This is a genomic window from Arthrobacter sp. S2(2024) (assembly GCF_036662515.1).
In the GTDB taxonomy this organism is placed as follows: domain Bacteria; phylum Actinomycetota; class Actinomycetes; order Actinomycetales; family Micrococcaceae; genus Arthrobacter.
Genome location: NZ_JAYKZI010000011.1, coordinates 99445 through 114988 on the forward strand (window position 1 = coordinate 99445; position 15544 = coordinate 114988).

The 15544-nt window shown below is 65.1% G+C and carries 16 protein-coding genes; 4 read left to right on the forward strand and 12 right to left on the reverse strand.

All coding sequences use genetic code 11. The annotated features are described in order from the left end of the window. Positions 1-296: 296 nt before the first annotated feature. Genes VLA65_RS17780 through VLA65_RS17790 form a run of 3 tightly spaced genes read left to right on the forward strand, consistent with a single transcriptional unit; the run spans position 297 to position 2427 of the window. The gene (locus tag VLA65_RS17780; RefSeq protein WP_332603279.1) at positions 297-1058 is read left to right on the forward strand and encodes an ABC transporter ATP-binding protein; all 762 of its coding nucleotides are present in this window, start codon (positions 297-299) and stop codon (positions 1056-1058) included. 11 nt (positions 1059-1069) lie between these two features. Further along, the gene (locus VLA65_RS17785) at positions 1070-1813 is read left to right on the forward strand and encodes an ABC transporter permease (protein ID WP_307053541.1); all 744 of its coding nucleotides are present in this window, start codon (positions 1070-1072) and stop codon (positions 1811-1813) included. Continuing rightward, on the forward strand, positions 1810-2427 hold the full coding sequence (locus tag VLA65_RS17790) for a TetR/AcrR family transcriptional regulator (RefSeq protein WP_306962798.1): 618 nt from the start codon (positions 1810-1812) through the stop codon (positions 2425-2427). Before VLA65_RS17785 ends, VLA65_RS17790 begins: the two co-directional genes overlap by 4 nt. A 76-nt stretch (positions 2428-2503) precedes the next feature. Here the strand turns inward: VLA65_RS17790 and VLA65_RS17795 are convergent, their stop codons facing one another. From VLA65_RS17795 to dxr, 5 genes are read right to left on the reverse strand one after another with little or no spacing between them, the layout of a single operon-like run. Further along, complete coding sequence (locus VLA65_RS17795) at positions 2504-3391, reverse strand: GNAT family N-acetyltransferase (protein ID WP_332603280.1); 888 nt, start codon at positions 3389-3391, stop codon at positions 2504-2506. Then, on the reverse strand, positions 3354-4520 hold the full coding sequence (ispG, locus tag VLA65_RS17800) for a flavodoxin-dependent (E)-4-hydroxy-3-methylbut-2-enyl-diphosphate synthase (RefSeq protein ID WP_013600504.1): 1167 nt from the start codon (positions 4518-4520) through the stop codon (positions 3354-3356). The genes VLA65_RS17795 and ispG overlap by 38 nt, the downstream gene beginning before the upstream one ends. A gap of 60 nt (positions 4521-4580) precedes the next feature. Beyond that, positions 4581-4874 carry a YciI family protein gene (locus VLA65_RS17805; RefSeq protein WP_284989364.1) on the reverse strand — a complete coding sequence of 98 codons (294 nt, stop codon included), beginning with the start codon at positions 4872-4874 and terminating at the stop codon, positions 4581-4583. Positions 4875-4906: 32 nt separating this feature from the next. Beyond that, the gene (locus VLA65_RS17810) at positions 4907-6238 is read right to left on the reverse strand and encodes a M50 family metallopeptidase (protein ID WP_332603274.1); all 1332 of its coding nucleotides are present in this window, start codon (positions 6236-6238) and stop codon (positions 4907-4909) included. Positions 6239-6255: 17 nt separating this feature from the next. Continuing rightward, positions 6256-7440, reverse strand: coding sequence for a 1-deoxy-D-xylulose-5-phosphate reductoisomerase (gene dxr / locus VLA65_RS17815; RefSeq protein WP_332603275.1), 1185 nt, complete (start codon positions 7438-7440; stop codon positions 6256-6258). A 38-nt stretch (positions 7441-7478) separates the two neighbouring features. Here dxr and VLA65_RS17820 point away from each other — a divergent pair, with 38 nt between their 5' ends. Then, positions 7479-8945 carry a lipase maturation factor family protein gene (locus tag VLA65_RS17820; protein ID WP_332603276.1) on the forward strand — a complete coding sequence of 489 codons (1467 nt, stop codon included), beginning with the start codon at positions 7479-7481 and terminating at the stop codon, positions 8943-8945. Between the two features lie 15 nt (positions 8946-8960). Here the strand turns inward: VLA65_RS17820 and VLA65_RS17825 are convergent, their stop codons facing one another. The 7 genes from VLA65_RS17825 to VLA65_RS17855 form a co-directional block, all read right to left on the reverse strand. Then, positions 8961-9797: an HpcH/HpaI aldolase/citrate lyase family protein gene (locus VLA65_RS17825; protein WP_306962790.1), complete on the reverse strand. Its 837-nt coding sequence runs from the start codon at positions 9795-9797 to the stop codon at positions 8961-8963. After that, positions 9794-10312 (reverse strand): MaoC family dehydratase, encoded by a 519-nt coding sequence (locus tag VLA65_RS17830; protein WP_059387831.1) that lies wholly within the window; start codon positions 10310-10312, stop codon positions 9794-9796. The genes VLA65_RS17825 and VLA65_RS17830 overlap by 4 nt, the downstream gene beginning before the upstream one ends. Beyond that, the gene (locus tag VLA65_RS17835; protein ID WP_284989369.1) at positions 10309-11061 is read right to left on the reverse strand and encodes a CoA transferase subunit B; all 753 of its coding nucleotides are present in this window, start codon (positions 11059-11061) and stop codon (positions 10309-10311) included. Before VLA65_RS17835 ends, VLA65_RS17830 begins: the two co-directional genes overlap by 4 nt. A gap of 2 nt (positions 11062-11063) precedes the next feature. After that, positions 11064-11831: a CoA transferase subunit A gene (locus VLA65_RS17840; protein ID WP_284989370.1), complete on the reverse strand. Its 768-nt coding sequence runs from the start codon at positions 11829-11831 to the stop codon at positions 11064-11066. Positions 11832-11850: 19 nt separating this feature from the next. After that, complete coding sequence (locus tag VLA65_RS17845) at positions 11851-13014, reverse strand: acyl-CoA dehydrogenase family protein (protein ID WP_234753077.1); 1164 nt, start codon at positions 13012-13014, stop codon at positions 11851-11853. A 2-nt stretch (positions 13015-13016) separates the two neighbouring features. Then, positions 13017-15110: an acetyl/propionyl/methylcrotonyl-CoA carboxylase subunit alpha gene (locus tag VLA65_RS17850; RefSeq protein ID WP_332603277.1), complete on the reverse strand. Its 2094-nt coding sequence runs from the start codon at positions 15108-15110 to the stop codon at positions 13017-13019. A 4-nt stretch (positions 15111-15114) separates the two neighbouring features. Next, positions 15115-15544 (reverse strand): carboxyl transferase domain-containing protein (locus VLA65_RS17855; protein WP_332603278.1); only part of this gene is annotated, 430 nt, incomplete at its 5' end.

Genomic DNA, 15544 nt, shown 5'->3' on the forward strand with positions numbered 1-15544 from the left:
TGTTTCCTCTCTGAAACCGTCCGCGCCCCAGCGACACGGCTGGTTCTGAATTTATGTGATGGTGGACACTTTTTTCAAGGGCTTGGACTAATCAATTCTGGCAACGAACAACGCGGGGTCAGTTAGCGCCCATCCGGAGGTCCGACATGGGCCGTAAGTGACCCCGCGTTGCAGGATCTGTCACCGAGGCTCACAGTTGACGCGCCTGTGTAATGGATTTACCTTTTATTCATCACCTGATGAATAAATCGGAGGCCGCGATGTCCCACAGTCCAGCGGGAAGTCCTGCACCAGGCATGTCCCCTGCGTCCCCTGCGGTCACGGTGGAGGGCCTGCACGTCACGCGCGGCCGCAAGAAGATTCTCCGTGGCGTGGACTTCGCCATGGAACCCGGACGGATCACGGGCCTGCTTGGACCCTCGGGGAGCGGCAAGACAACCCTCATGCGCTGCATCGTCGGCGTCCAGCGGCTGACAGCCGGCAGGGTGGACGTATTGGGCCGTCCGGCAGGTACTCCGTCATTGCGGCACGACGTCGGATACGTCACCCAGGCACCGAGCGTCTACACGGACCTCAGCGTCGAGGCGAACGTGAGGTATTTCGGAGCCATGCACGGCGTCTCGGCGGCCGACACCGCGGAGGCGATTGCCGCCGTCGGGCTCGAATCACTGGCACGGCGGAAGACGGCAGACCTATCCGGCGGTGAATTCAGCCGGGTCTCGCTGGCCTGCGCGCTCGTCTCGCATCCGAAGCTGCTGGTCCTCGACGAACCGACGGTTGGCTTGGATCCGGTACTGCGTGCCGAGCTGTGGGAACGGTTCGCCGCCTTGGCCAAAGCGGGCACCACCCTGCTGGTGTCCAGCCATGTCATGGAGGAGGCCTCGCACTGTTCCTCGTTGCTCCTGCTCCGCGATGGATTGCTGCTGGCGCAGCTCAGTCCGGCGGAACTGAGCGAGCGGGGACACAGCAACGACCTGGAACAGGCCTTCCTGCACATCATCCAGGAAGCGGGCGCCGCTTCGAGCCACCGGAGTGCCAATGAAAGCCAGGTGGCGTGATGAATCCACGGATGATGTTTGCCACCACCAGGCGGGTCCTGGAACAACTGCGGCACGACCACCGGAGCGTCGCGCTCATCATGGTGGTTCCGGCCCTGCTACTCACGGGCGTCTACTATCTGTTCGAGAACGAAACCCTGCCTCCCGGATTCCCCCGGACCTTTGACCGCGTGGGACTCATGATGCTGGCCATTTTCCCGTTTGTGGTGATGTTCCTGGTCACGTCGATCACGATGTTGCGCGAAAGGACGTCGGGGACGTTGGAACGGCTCCTGACGACGCCCATCCACAAAGCCGATCTCCTGTTCGGCTACGCGTTGGCGTTCTCCATCATGGCGGCCCTGCAGTCCCTTGTGGCAACCGCTGTGGCCTACTGGATCTTCAATCTGGATATCAAGGGCGGTCCCGGTTACGTCGTGATGATTGCCGTCATCAACGCAGTACTCGGTGTTGCGCTCGGCCTGTTGTGCTCGGCCTTTGCGAGGACCGAATTCCAGGCGGTGCAATTCATGCCGGTGGTGGTGATACCGCAGATCCTCTTGTGCGGACTCTTCGTGGCCAGGGACCACATGAACAGCCTCCTGGAGGGCATTTCCAATGTGCTGCCGTTGACGTTTTCGGTCGATGCGCTCCAGCAGATCGCCGACAACACCGAGGCGACGCAGGCCATGTGGCAGGATGCCGGGGTCATGGCGGCGATCGTTGTGGGGGTCTTGGTCCTGGCTTCGTTCACCCTCCGACGGCGGACCTCATGAGCGGCGGCGTGCCTCCCGTGCGGCGGGGACGCCGCAGCGGCGGGAGCGACTCCCGCGAGCTGATCCTCGCTACAGCGCGCCGGCTCTTCGCCGAACACGGCTTCGACGGCACGAGCCTGCGGCAAGTGGCCCGCGAAGCAGAGATGGACCCGGCCATGGTCCACCACTTCTTCAAGGGCAAGGACGAACTCTTCGCCCAGAGCATCGAACTCCCGGCTGATCCCGACGAGGTCCTGGCCGGCGTCGAATCGTTGGACCCGGCGCAACGCTCCGAAGCAATCGTCCGCGCCGTGTTGCGTCTGTGGGAAAGCCCGGCACAACACGGGCTTGTCGCGTTCGTCAGGGGAACGATCGGCTCCAAGGCCAAGACCGCCTTGCTGCGGGAGATGGTGGCGAGAACCATCCTGTCCAGGATCACAGCGGGTCTTCCCGGTTCCCCTGAGGAGGCGAAGATGCGCGGCACCCTCGTTGCCACCCAGGTGGTGGGGCTCATGCTGATGCGCTACGTGGTCCGGCTGGAGCCCCTGGCTTCGGCCTCCCAGGACGAGGTAGTGCGGCTCGTGGCCCCGAATGTCCAGCACTACCTCACCGGCGCGCTCACCCCTCCCAACTGACTCGCATTAGACGTCGTTGTGAGCCCTCAAAACGACATCTATTGCGAGTTAGTTGGGTTGCCTAGGACGGGGTTGATCAGTACAGCACCGTGGCGAAGGTTCCCAGGCGTTTGAACCCGACCCGCTCGTACGTGGCGCGCGCCCTGGTGTTGTACTCGTTGACGTAAAGGCTGGTGATCGGCGCGAACTGCTGGGCCAGGACAACCACTCCCGCCATGTACCCGGCACTGAGTCCTTGACCGCGGAACTCGGGGTTCATCCAGACGCCCTGCACTTGGGTGGCCTGCGCGGTGACCGCCCCGAGTTCGGCTTTGAACTTCACTTTCCCGCCGGCATCGATGTGCACCAGGGAATGGCCTTGCCGGATCAGTCCGGCCACCCGGCGGCTGTAGAAGTCCTCGCTCCCGAGGAAGGGAGAATACCCCACTTCCTCTTCGAACATGGCCGCGCACGCGGGCAGGATACGGTCGAAATCCGCGATGTTTCCGAAGCCGAGCTGCGGATTGGCTTCGATGGCGGGTGGCCCCGAGATGCCCAGAAGTGGCTGGTCGGCACGTACCTCGTGGGCGAAATGCCCCAGTTGCTCCAAGCGGGAATGCAGCGCCAGTACGGTCTCCGCCGGCCCGAAGATCGAGGCGTACCGGCGTCCTGCCCGGTGCGCAACAGCCGCAACGCGGGAAGCCAGCCCGGGGTCCAGCTGCACCGGAACCAGATTGGCGCCGGCCCAGCAGGCACCCACCAGGGCATCGCCGTCGAACACTCCAAAGACGCTCGCCCCACCGGACGTGGGTGCGGCGCTCCCCGACGAATCGAGATGCGCCAGAATGAAGACATTCGCTACAGGGTCTTCCATCGCGAGCACGCGAAGGGCCCGGGTGTCGGCAGCGCCGAGCACCCGGACGGACATCCCATCGGCGGCTGTCTCGCTACGAGACGCTAACCACGGGGCTACCCTTGACAGCATCTTCGCCATCGGCCTCCCCCATCTCTTCGGCGATACGCATGGCCTCTTCGATCAGTGTCTCAACAATCTGGCTCTCGGGGACAGTCTTAATGACTTCGCCCTTCACGAAGATCTGGCCCTTGCCGTTTCCGGAGGCCACACCGAGATCGGCTTCACGGGCCTCACCCGGGCCGTTCACCACGCAACCCATGACGGCGACGCGCAACGGAATCTCCATTCCCTCAAGCCCGGCCGTGACCTGCTCAGCCAGCGTGTAGACGTCCACCTGGGCGCGTCCGCATGAAGGGCAGGAGACGATTTCGAGCTTGCGGGGGCGCAGGTTGAGGGACTGCAGGATCTGGTTGCCGACCTTGATTTCCTCGACAGGCGGGGCGGAGAGGGACACGCGGATAGTGTCGCCGATGCCCCTGGACAGGAGCGCCCCGAAGGCCGTCGCGGACTTGATGGTGCCTTGGAAGGCGGGCCCGGCCTCGGTCACGCCGAGGTGCAGCGGCCAGTCGCCCTTTTCGGCAAGCATCTCGTAGGCCGCCACCATGATGACGGGATCGTTGTGCTTGACGGAGATCTTGAAATCGTGGAAGCCGTGTTCCTCGAACAACGACGCTTCCCACACAGCGGACTCGACGAGGGCCTCCGGGGTGGCCTTGCCGTACTTCTTCAGGATGCCGGGCTCCAGGGACCCGGCGTTGACGCCGATCCGGATGGACGTACCGTGATCGCGCGCTGCCGCCGCGATTTCCTTCACTTGGTCATCGAACTTGCGGATGTTGCCCGGATTGACGCGCACCGCGGCGCAACCGGCCTCGATCGCGGCGAAGACATACTTCGGCTGGAAGTGGATGTCCGCGATCACGGGAATCTGGGACTTGCGGGCGATGATCGGCAGTGCCTCGGCGTCGTCCGCGGAGGGGCAAGCGACACGCACGATGTCGCAGCCGGACGCCGTCAGCTCGGCGATCTGCTGCAGGGTGGCGTTGATGTCCGTGGTGGGGGTGGTGGTCATCGATTGCACGCTGATGGGTGAATCGGAGCCGACGCCGACCGAACCCACCTTGATCTGGCGGGTCTTGCGGCGGGGCGCGAGAACGGGGGGCGGGGCTGACGGCATTCCCAGGCTGACCGAGGTCACGTGGACTCCTTGGGTTGAAATGGGTGGATCGTAGGGCCGGGAACCCGGCCGGTCATGCTGCTAGGAAGCGTGGGCGGAGAGCATTCCGATGACGGGGTTCCACTCCGACGTCCGGATGCCTGCAATCCCCCGGACGGCGGCGAACGGATCCTCCTTCAACGTGGCGTTCAGCTCGGCCTCGTCGGCGGCCTCGAGCAGGAGCAGCGCACCCGCCCCGTCGGTGTAAGGGCCGCTCGCCAGCAGGGTTCCCTGCTCGGCGAGGCTGGCGAGCCAGGCGCGGTGGGCGGGGCGGTTCGCGTCGCGCACCTCGGCGGACTCGGCGTCGTAAACGTACTCAACAGCGAAAACAGTCATATGGATAGCCTATCCCCCCAGCCCAATCCGGATCAGCCGAAGAGGTTGACGGGCTTGACGATGTCCGCGTAGATCAGCAGCGCGCTCATGGCCATGAGGACGCTCGCCACGACGTAGGTGAGCGGCAGGAGCTTGGCGATGTCGAAAGCGCCGGGATCCGGTTTGCCGAACAGCTTGGCGAATCGACGCCGGGCTCCCTCGTAGAGCGCGCCCGCCACGTGTCCGCCGTCGAGCGGCAGGAGCGGAACCAGGTTGAAGACGGCGAGGGCGAAGTTCAGTCCGGCGAGGAGCCCCACGAGGGCGCTGATGCGCGATTGCAGCGGAACCTGATCCATGGCAGCCACTTCACCGGCCACCCGGCCAACGCCGACGACGCTGATAGGGCCATTGGGATCGCGCGGTTCGGAGCCGAAAGCCGCTTGTGCTACTCCGACTACCCTGGCGGGGAGGTTGAGGATGACTCCGGCGATCTGCTTGATGTTCTCGCCGGCCATCGGAAGAACGGTCGACGCCGGTTGGGGCACCATGGCGGTTTGCGCACCGATGCCGAGGAACCCGACCTCCTCGTACAGCGGCTTGCCGTCCGAGCCCTTGGCCTGCTGGCCGTTGTCGGCGATGACGGGGCGTGCGGACAGCACCGGGGTAACCTGCGTGGTGACGCTCTTGCCGCCACGGTCCACGGTGATTTGCACGGACTTGCCGGCGGATGCCCGGATCCAGCCGCTCATCTCGGCCCAGCTCGTCACAGGCTTGCCGTCAAAGCTGGTGACAACGTCGTTCGGCTGGAGCTTGGCCACCGCGGCCGGGGTCAGTTGGCAGTTCGGCGAGTTTGGATCGACGGTTTCGCCGGCCTTGACTTGGCACTTTGACACCTCGGCGATGGTGGTGGTGGCGGTGGACACTCCGAAGCCCATGAGCAGCACCGCTGTCAGCACCAGGCCGATGAGCAGGTTCATGGCCGGCCCACCCAGCATAATGATGACCTTTTTCCAGACCGGCAGCCTGTAGAAGACCCTGTTCTCGTCGCCGGTGCCCACTTCCTCGTGCGCCGCGGACCGGGCTTCGGTGGCGAGTGTCTGGAACATGCCGGTGCTGGACGGCCTGACGCTGCCATCTTCCTTGTTGGGCGGGTACATGCCGATCATGGCGACGTAGCCGCCCAGCGGGATCGCTTTGACGCCGTATTCGGTCTCGCCTCTCCGCGTGGACCACAGGGTAGGACCGAACCCGATCATGTACTTCGTGACGCGCACCTTGAAGAGCTTGGCGGGAAGCAAGTGCCCCACCTCGTGCAGCGCAATGGAGACGGCCACGCCGATCGCGACGAAGACGACTCCGAGAATGAACAGAATGACGGGATTCATGCCTTAAGTACTGCTTCCTAAAGGGTGCTGTTGGCTAAACGATCGTGGGTGCGCGTGCGTGCCCACCTCTCAGCATCCAACACCGAGTCCACCGTCAGCTCCAAGGATCCTGAATGTTCGCTGAGGACGGACTCCACCGTGTCCACGATGTCGGTGAAGCGGATCCTCCCGGCGTGGAAGGCTTCCACCGCTTCCTCGTTGGCCGCGTTGAAGACCGCTGGAAACGTGCTCCCCTGCTTCGCGGCGTCCTTGGCCAGTTCCACGGCCGGGAAAGCCACCGAGTCGAGGGGTTCGAACGTCCAACTGGTGGCCTTGGTCCAGTCGCAGGCCTTGGCGGCGCCGGGCACGCGGTCCGGCCACCCGAGGCCGAGGGCGATGGGCAGTCGCATGTCCGGCGGAGAAGCCTGGGCAATGATGGAGCCGTCCACGAACTCCACCATCGAGTGCACCACGGATTGCGGGTGCACCACGACGTCGATCCTGTCCAACGGGACGTCGAACAGCAGGTGCGCTTCGATGACCTCCAGGCCTTTGTTGACGAGGCTGGCCGAGTTGGTGGTGACCATGAGGCCCATGTCCCACGTGGGGTGCGCAAGGGCCTCGGCCGGGGTGACGTTGCGGAGTTGCTCCCGGCTGCGGCCCCGGAAAGGTCCGCCGGACGCCGTCAGGATGAGTTTCCCAACCTCTTTGTCGGTTCCTGCGCGGAGGCATTGGGCGATGGCCGAGTGCTCGGAATCCACGGGCACGATCTGGTCAACGGCGGCAGCGGCCTTCACCAGGGCACCGCCCACGATGAGGGATTCCTTGTTCGCCAAGGCCAGGATGGCACCGGACTTGAGTGCTGCCAGCGTGGGCGCCAGCCCGATGGACCCCGTGATGCCGTTGAGTACGACGTCCGCTTCGATCGCGGCAATCTTGGTGGACGCATCCGGCCCCGTGATGATCGCCGGATCGTAGTTCCGGAGTCCGGCGGCGGAGGCGGCAGCGCCGATGAGTCTGTGGAGTTCGTGGGCGTCGCCGTAGGCGATGCCGACTGCCTGTGCCTTGGTGTGGACTGCCTGCTGCGCGATGAGTTCCAGGTTCCCGCCACCCGCGCTCAGCGCCACGACCTCAAACAGGTGGGGGGCGGCGTCGACGACGTCAATCGCTTGAGTGCCAATTGAACCAGTGGACCCGAGGAGGATGATCTTGCGCGGCTGCATTGCTTAAGTATCCCGCACCCCAGGCGTAGCGTTGGTTTGTGGACTGGGTCTCGTGGTTCGAGGCGCCGGACTATGAATTCGCCCGGCAGGTGCTCCAGCGCGGCACGGCCGCGCTCTATTTCATCGCGTTCCTGTCCAGCCTCAACCAGTTTCCCGCACTCCTTGGCGAACATGGGCTCCTGCCTGTCCCGAGGTATGTGGACGGCCACAGGGTCTTGCGCAGGCCCAGCCTGTTCCGCTGGAAGTACTCGGACACGTTGCTCCGCGCCGTGTGCGCCGCAGGACTTGCCGTGTCCCTGACACTCGTGGGCGGGCTGCCGCAGCTTGGCCCGCCGTGGCTTCCCTTGGCCGCGTTCCTGGCCTTGTGGTTGCTCTACATGTCGATCGTCAACGTCGGCCAGACCTTCTACGGCTTCGGTTGGGAGATGCTGCTGCTGGAAATGGGCTTCACCGTCGGCTTCCTCGGTTCGGACCAGGTCCCCCCGCCCAGGACCATCCTCGTCCTGCTCGTGTGGTTGCTCTTCAGGCTGGAATTCGGCGCCGGCATGATCAAGATCCATGGCGGAAGCGAGTGGCGTGATTTAACCGCCCTGTACTACCACCACGAAACCCAGCCCATGCCCGGACCGTTGAGCCGCCAGGCGCATCTCCTGCCCAAAGCGATGCACCGCACGGAGGCGCTCGGCAACCACTTCGCCCAGCTGGTGGTGCCGTTCTTCCTGTTCGCCCCGCAGCCGCTGGCCACCATCGCCGCAGGAATTGTGGTCTTCACGCAGCTTTGGCTGGTGGGGAGCGGAAACTTCGCGTGGCTCAATTGGTCCGCGATCGTGCTCGCCTTCGCTGCGGTGAGCGACCCGGTTGCCCATGCTGTGCTGCCTTTCATCCCGCAACGGACCAACCCGGCAGCGGCGGTTCCGCAGACCCCGGTGTGGTGGCTCGCCGTCGTACTCGCGGTGACGGTGCTCCTTCTGGTGCTCAGCTATTGGCCCATCCGCAACCTGCTCTCGCGGGGGCAGCTCATGAACGCGAGCTTCAACCGATGGCAGTTGGTCAACACGTACGGGGCGTTCGGCACGGTGACGCGGCACCGCGTGGAAATCGTGGTGGAAGGCACCCAGGCAGACGTTCCCGTCGACGAGGCAGATTGGCGCGAATACGGCTTCAAGGGCAAGCCCGGCGACGTCCGCCGGCTCCCCCGGCAATGGGCGCCCTACCACTTGCGCCTCGACTGGCTGATGTGGTTCCTGCCCTTGCGCACTGTGCACGAGGAATGGTTCTACGCGTTCCTGGGCAAGCTGCTCGACGCCGATCCGCCCACCTTGCGCTTGTTGCGCCAGGACCCGTTCGACGGCGACCCGCCGCGTTGGGTGCGGGCCCGCAGCTTCCTGTACCGCTTCGCCACGAGGGCCGAGTTCCGGGAAACGGGTCAGCGCTGGATCCGGATGGAGCTCTACGAGGTCATCGCCCCGTTGTCGCTGCCGAAGCCACGACGGCGCGGTCAATAGACCCGGGGCGGCCCTTCAGGAAAGCCGTGCCCTGCGCAGCGTGGATTCGGCGTGTTTCAGGATGGGACCATCCACCATTTTGCCCTTGTGCTGGAACACACCGGTTCCGGCCGCAGCCGCAGCGTCAAGCAGTTCCCGCGCCACTGCGACGGCTTCGGGCGACGGTGCATAGGCTTCGCGGACAACGGCTACCTGGTTCGGGTGGATGCAGGCCTTGGCACCGAATCCGCTGGCCACGGCGTCGGCGGATTCCACGGCCAGCCCCGCAAGATCGGGAATGTCGACGTAGACCGAGTCGATGGCCTCCTTGCCTGCGGCTTTGGCCGCCAGCAGCACGGTGGACCGGGAGTGCGTTGCGACGGCTCGGTAGCCGCCATCGTCCTTGCGGCTGGAGGTGCCGCCCATCGAGGCGATCAAATCCTCGGCGCCCCACATGAGCCCGACGACGTTGGGAGCCTGGGCGATCTCAGCCGCGTTGACGATTCCCTTGGCCGTCTCGCACAGGGCGATGACGTGGTATCCCTCGAGTGCTTTCAACTGTTCGGCGGTCTCGGCCTTGGCCAGCATGATGGTGCGGTAAGGAGTATGCGCCAGGCAGTGCAGATCCTTCTCGAAATCCGGGGTGCCCACCGGATTGACGCGCACAATCGTGCGGCTGGGGTCGAGTTCGGCGGTCTCGCCGCCTGAGCCGAGCTGGGCGAGGATCGCGCCCCGGGCCCGCTTCTTATCTGCAGGCGCGACAGCATCCTCGAGGTCCACGATGACGGCGTCGGAACGCTCAGCGGCCTTTTGGAACCGTTCCGGCCGGTCGGCGGGGCAGAAAAGCAAAGCGGGGCCCATGGTGAAGGTCATGTATTGATTGTCCCCTGTTGCGCCTCCAGATGCGCTGTCCGGCTCCACATGAGGCAGGCCCGCGTCGCAAGTGCCACCACAGTGCCGTCCTGGTTGCGGCCGGTATGTTTCATGGTCACCACGCCTTGCCCGGGACGCGACGACGACTCCCGTTTCCCGATGATGACCGTCTCCGTGTAGAGGGTGTCGCCGTGGTAGAGGGGGTGCGGGAAGGAGACGTCCGTGAGGCCCAGTTGGGCAATGATGGTGCCCTGGGTCAGCTGGGTGACGGACTGTCCCACCATGGTGGACAGCGTGAACATCGAGTTCATGAGCCTCTGCCCGAAGGGCTGTTTGGCGCTCCACGCCGCGTCCAGGTGGAGGGCCTGGGTGTTCATGGTCAACGTGGTGAACAAGACGTTGTCCGTTTCGGTGACGGTCCGCCCGGGCCGGTGGGCGTACACAACGCCTTCCTCGAGTTCGTCGAAGTACATCCCCCGCTGCTCGACCACGCGGGGTTCAGCGTCCGCCGTCATACAGTCAGCTCCTGGTCCTCTTCGAAGAGCTCGACGCCGGTCGCTGCCGCCACGTCCTCGGCCGAGACATTCGGTGCCAGCTCGCGCAGCACGAGCCTCGAGGCCCCGCCTTCGGAGACGACGTCGATCACGGCGAGGTCGGTGATGATCCGATCCACGCAGCCTTTCCCCGTAACGGGCAACGAGCATTCCTTGACGATCTTGGGCTTGCCGTTGCGGTCCACGTGCTCCATCATCACGATCACCCGCTTGGCGCCGAAGACCAGGTCCATGGCGCCGCCCATGCCCTTGACCATTTTGCCGGGGATCATCCAATTGGCCAGGTCCCCGTTGGCCGCGACCTCCATGGCCCCCAGCACGGCGACATCCACATGGCCCCCGCGGATCATGCCGAACGAGGTAGCCGAGTCAAAGAACGCGGCGCCCGCGTTGACTGTGACCGTTTCCTTGCCGGCGTTGATCAGGTCCGGGTCCACGGCGTCCTCGGCCGGGTAGGGGCCGACGCCCAGTATCCCGTTCTCGGAATGCAGGATCACCTCGACGCCCTCGGGGATGTAGTTGGGGATCAGGGTGGGCATGCCGATCCCCAGGTTGACGTATTGCCCGTTGGTGAGTTCGCGGGCTACGCGGGCGGCGAGTTCGTTCCGCGTCCAGCCTTTGCCCTCGTGGTGCTCGGCGCCGGCGCGGCGGTACTCATGCCTGACCGCTTCGGGACGCGGCGGCACATCCTGGGTGATATTCGATTCCATGGCTACGCTCCTGCCTGCCGGGTCAACGCGACGGTCCGCTTCTCGATGCGCTTCTCGGTGTCCGGTGCCACGACGACCCGCTGGACGAAGATGCCCGGCGTGTGGATGTGTTGCGGATCGAGCTCGCCGGGTTCCACAAGCTCTTCCACCTCGGCGATGGTGATCCTGGCCGCCATGGCACACAGTGGATTGAAGTTCATAGCCGTCGCGTGGAAGACGAGGTTCCCGTGACGGTCCCCCTTCCAGGCGTGGACCAGTCCGAAATCGGGTGTCAGGGATTCCTCCAGGACATAGTCCGCCCCGTTGAAGGTGCGCACTTCCTTAGGTGAGGATGCGATCGCCACGTTGCCGTCGGCGTCGTACTTTTGCGGCAGACCGCCTTCCGAAACCTGCGTCCCGACGCCGGCCGCCGTGAAGAACGCGGGGATTCCGGCCCCGCCGGCGCGCAGTTTCTCGGCGAGGGTACCTTGCGGGGTGAGGACCACCTCGAGTTCACCGGCGAGGTACTGCCGCGCGAACTCCTTGTTCTCACCAACATAGGAACTGATGGTCCGGCGGATCCGTCCGTCCTTCAGCAGGATGCCCAGGCCCCAGTCGTCCACGCCGCAGTTGTTGCTGACTGTTTCAAGGTCCTTGGTGCCTTGATGGTGGAGCGCATCGATCAGCGCCACCGGGATACCGCACAGGCCGAACCCGCCGACGGCGAGAGAGGCGCCGTCGTGGATGTCCTTCACCGCTTCCGCGGCGCTGGCAACAACTTTGTCGATCATCGTTTACCTTCCCTGACGGTTAAAGGCCCAGCTCGCGGGCGATGAGCATCAACTGGACCTCGGTGGTGCCTTCCCCGACTTCCAGGATCTTGGAGTCGCGGTAGTGCCGTGCCACCGTGAATTCGTTGATGAAGCCATAGCCACCGAACACCTGGGTGGCGTCCCGTGCGTTGTCCATGGCTGCCTCGCCTGCGACCATCTTAGCGATGGCCGCTTCGGTCTTGAACGGCTTGCCGGCCAGCATCCTCGCGGCCGCATCGTAGTAGGCCAGGCGGGCTGTGTGGGCCCGTGCCTGCATGCGGGCGATCTTGAACTGGATGGCCTGGTACTTGCCGATGTTCTGTCCGAAGGCCACGCGTTCCTTGGCGTATTTCACGGACAAGTCGACGCAGCCCTGGGCCGCTCCGGTGGCAAGCGCGGCGATGGCGATGCGGCCTTCGTCCAGGATGGACAGGAAGTTGGCGTAGCCCCGTCCCCGGACACCGAGCAGGTTCTCTTCGGGAACCCGCACGTTGTTCAGTGTCAGCGGGTGGGTGTCGGAGGCGTTCCAGCCCACCTTGTTGTAGGCCTTTTCGGCGGTGAAACCGGGTGTGTCGGTGGGAACCAGGATGGTGGAGATTTCCTTCTTGATGCTCCCGTCCTTGCGTTCGTGCTGCCCGGTGACGGCGGTGACGGTGACGAGCCGGGTGATGTCGGTCCCGGAGTTGGTGATGAATTCCTTGTTGCCGTTGATGACCCAACGGCCGTCCTCGAGGTGCGCGTTCGTCTTGGTGCCACCGGCGTCCGAGCCGGCTTCCGGCTCGGTCAGACCGAAGCCTGCGAGCGCTTCGGCCGAGGTCAGCTGGGGCAGCCAGTGTTCCTTCTGCTCCTGGGTGCCGAAGCGGTACACGGGCATGGCGCCGAGCGAGACACCCGCCTCGAGGGTGATGGCCACGGACTGGTCCACCCGGCCCAGCTGTTCCAGCGCGAGCGCCAGGGCGAAGTAGTCCCCGCCCATTCCGCCGAACTCTTCAGGGAAGGGCAGGCCGAAAAGACCCATCTCACCCATCTGCTTGACTACCTCGTACGGGAAGCTGTGTTCCTCGTCGTGCTTGGTGGACACAGGGGCCACTACCTCGTCGGCGAATTCCCGGACGGAGTCGCTCAGGTCCTGGTATTCCTCGGTGAGTTCAAAACTTGCCATGGCTAGACTTCCTCGTCTTTCTGGTTTTCTGCTGAGACTTCTGGGGCGGGCTCCGCCGCCACGTGGATGGTGGCGAGGACTTGGTCAGCCTTGACGAGGTCCCCGGTCTTGCTGCTGAGGTGCACGGTGCCGGACACAGAGGCCACGAGCTGGTGTTCCATCTTCATGGCCTCTACTGCGAGGAGGACGTCGCCCGCTTCCACGTGGTCGCCGTTGTGCACCGAAACGGAGACGACGGTTCCCGGCATGGGAGACCGGACTTCGGGATCCGCGGCGCCTTCTTCGCGCTGGATGCCCGCGAGGATTCGTTGGAGCCGGGCTTCGCGGTCCAGAATCTCCAGCCGGCAGGACCAGCCGTCGCTGCCCAGCCAGAGTTCGCGCGTCCCAAGCTCCGAAGATGGTGAGCCGTGCGCGAAAGGGTGCTCGACGCCGTCGAGCACCAGCACCGCATGTCCCGAGGGTCCCGGCCGCATGACGGCAGAGTGCTCGACGCCGCTGTCCACGCGGGCGGTGAAGCCTGGCCCGTTCACTGTCAATCCCACGGTGGCCAGTCCGCCGTCGGGACGTCCGACTGTGGTCTTCCACGGTGCGGGCGCGCCGACGCGCCAGCCGTCGGCGGCGTTCCAGGGTGCTGCCGTTCCGGCAGGAGCCAAGACCTGACGGTTCAGCATCGCGGCGGCAACCAACTCGACGTCGGACACTTGGCGGAATTCCATCCCGTCAAGTTTGCGCTCGATCAAGCCGGTGTCGAGGCGGCCGGCGCGGACGTCGTCGTCGTTGACCAGGAGCCGCAAGTACTCGACGTTCGTGTGCACGCCCAGCAGCGTGTAGTCCCCCAGCGCGTGGTCAAGGGTGTCCAGCGCCGCTTTGCGGTCCGGACCCCAGGCAATGACCTTGGCGAGCATGGGGTCGTAGTCCCCGCTGACGGACAGGCCCGTCAGCATGGCCGAATCGACGCGGACGTTCGGATCGTTGCTTGCCCGTTCCCGGAGCATCACGATCTCGCCGATGGATGGCATGAACCCTCGTTCGGGCACCTCCGCGTAGACGCGCGCCTCTACCGCGTGGCCCTCAAGCACAACGTCGGACTGCGCCACCGTGAGGACCTCCCCTGCGGCGATGCGTACTTGCCATTCGACAAGGTCGACGCCTGTCACCATTTCCGTGACAGGGTGCTCCACCTGGAGGCGGGTGTTCATCTCCATGAAGAAGAAGTGCTCCGGATCCTGGTCCGAGACGAGGAACTCCACCGTACCGGCACCGCTGTACCTGACGCTTCGGGCAGCCTGGCAGGCGGCCTCACCGATCCGCGCCCGGACCTCGGCCCCATTCGCGAGGGACTCCAGCAGGGGGGACGGTGCTTCCTCGATGACCTTCTGGTGGCGGCGCTGCAGGGAACATTCGCGCTCGCCGAGGTGGATCACGTTGCCGTGGTTGTCGGCGAGGACCTGGACTTCGATGTGCCGGGGCGACTGGATAAGACGTTCCAGGAACAGGGTGTCGTCGCCGAAGGCGCTCGCCGCCACCCGTCGGGCCGTGAGCAGCGTTGCCGCCATATCCTCGAGCCGCTCCACGATGTGCATGCCCTTGCCACCGCCACCAGCCGAGGGCTTGATGAGCAGGGGGAAGCCGACGCCGGGCGCCGCCTCGATGAGCGCCTCGTCGCTCAATCCCGGTTCGGCGATACCCGGGACGCAGGGGACGCCGTACGACATGACGTGGTTCTTGGAGCGGATCTTGTCGCCCATGATCTCGATGGCGTCAATGCCGGGGCCGATGAACGCGATGCCTGCCGCGTCCAGGGCCTTGGCAAACTCAACGTTTTCGGCCAGGAATCCATACCCCGGGTGGACCGCCTGGGCACCGCTTTGCAGGCAGGCCTCGATGATGGCGTCGATCCGCAGGTAGCTGTCCGCCGCCGCGGCTGTGCCGATCCGGACGGCCGTGTCTGCTTCGCGCACGTGGCGGGCCCCGGCGTCGGCGTCTGAATAGACCGCAACGGAACGGATGCCCATGGCCTTGAGGGTGCGGATGACGCGGCAGGCGATCTCGCCGCGGTTGGCGACAAGGACGGTTTCGAAGGAGTTGATGGTCATGGGGTCACATCCGGAAGAGGCCGAAGGAGGTTTCCGGCAGGGGTTGGCGGGAGACGGTATCCAAGGCCATGCCCAGGACGCGCCGGGTGTCTGCGGGGTCGATGATGCCGTCGTCCCAGAGCCGGGCGGTGGAGTAGTAGGGGCTGCCTTGGTCCTCGTATTGCTGCCTGATGGGGGCCTTGAAGGCTTCCTCGTCCTCGGCGGACCATTCCTCGCCGCGGGCCTCGTACTGGTCGCGCTTGACGGTGGCGAGCACGCTGGAGGCCTGGTTCCCGCCCATCACCGAGATCCGGGACGCCGGCCACATCCAGAGGAAGCGCGGCGAATAGGCCCGCCCGCACATCGAGTAGTTGCCCGCCCCGAAGGAACCGCCGACCACCACGGTCAACTTCGGGACCCGTGCGGTCGCCACCGCGGTGACCATCTTGGCGCCG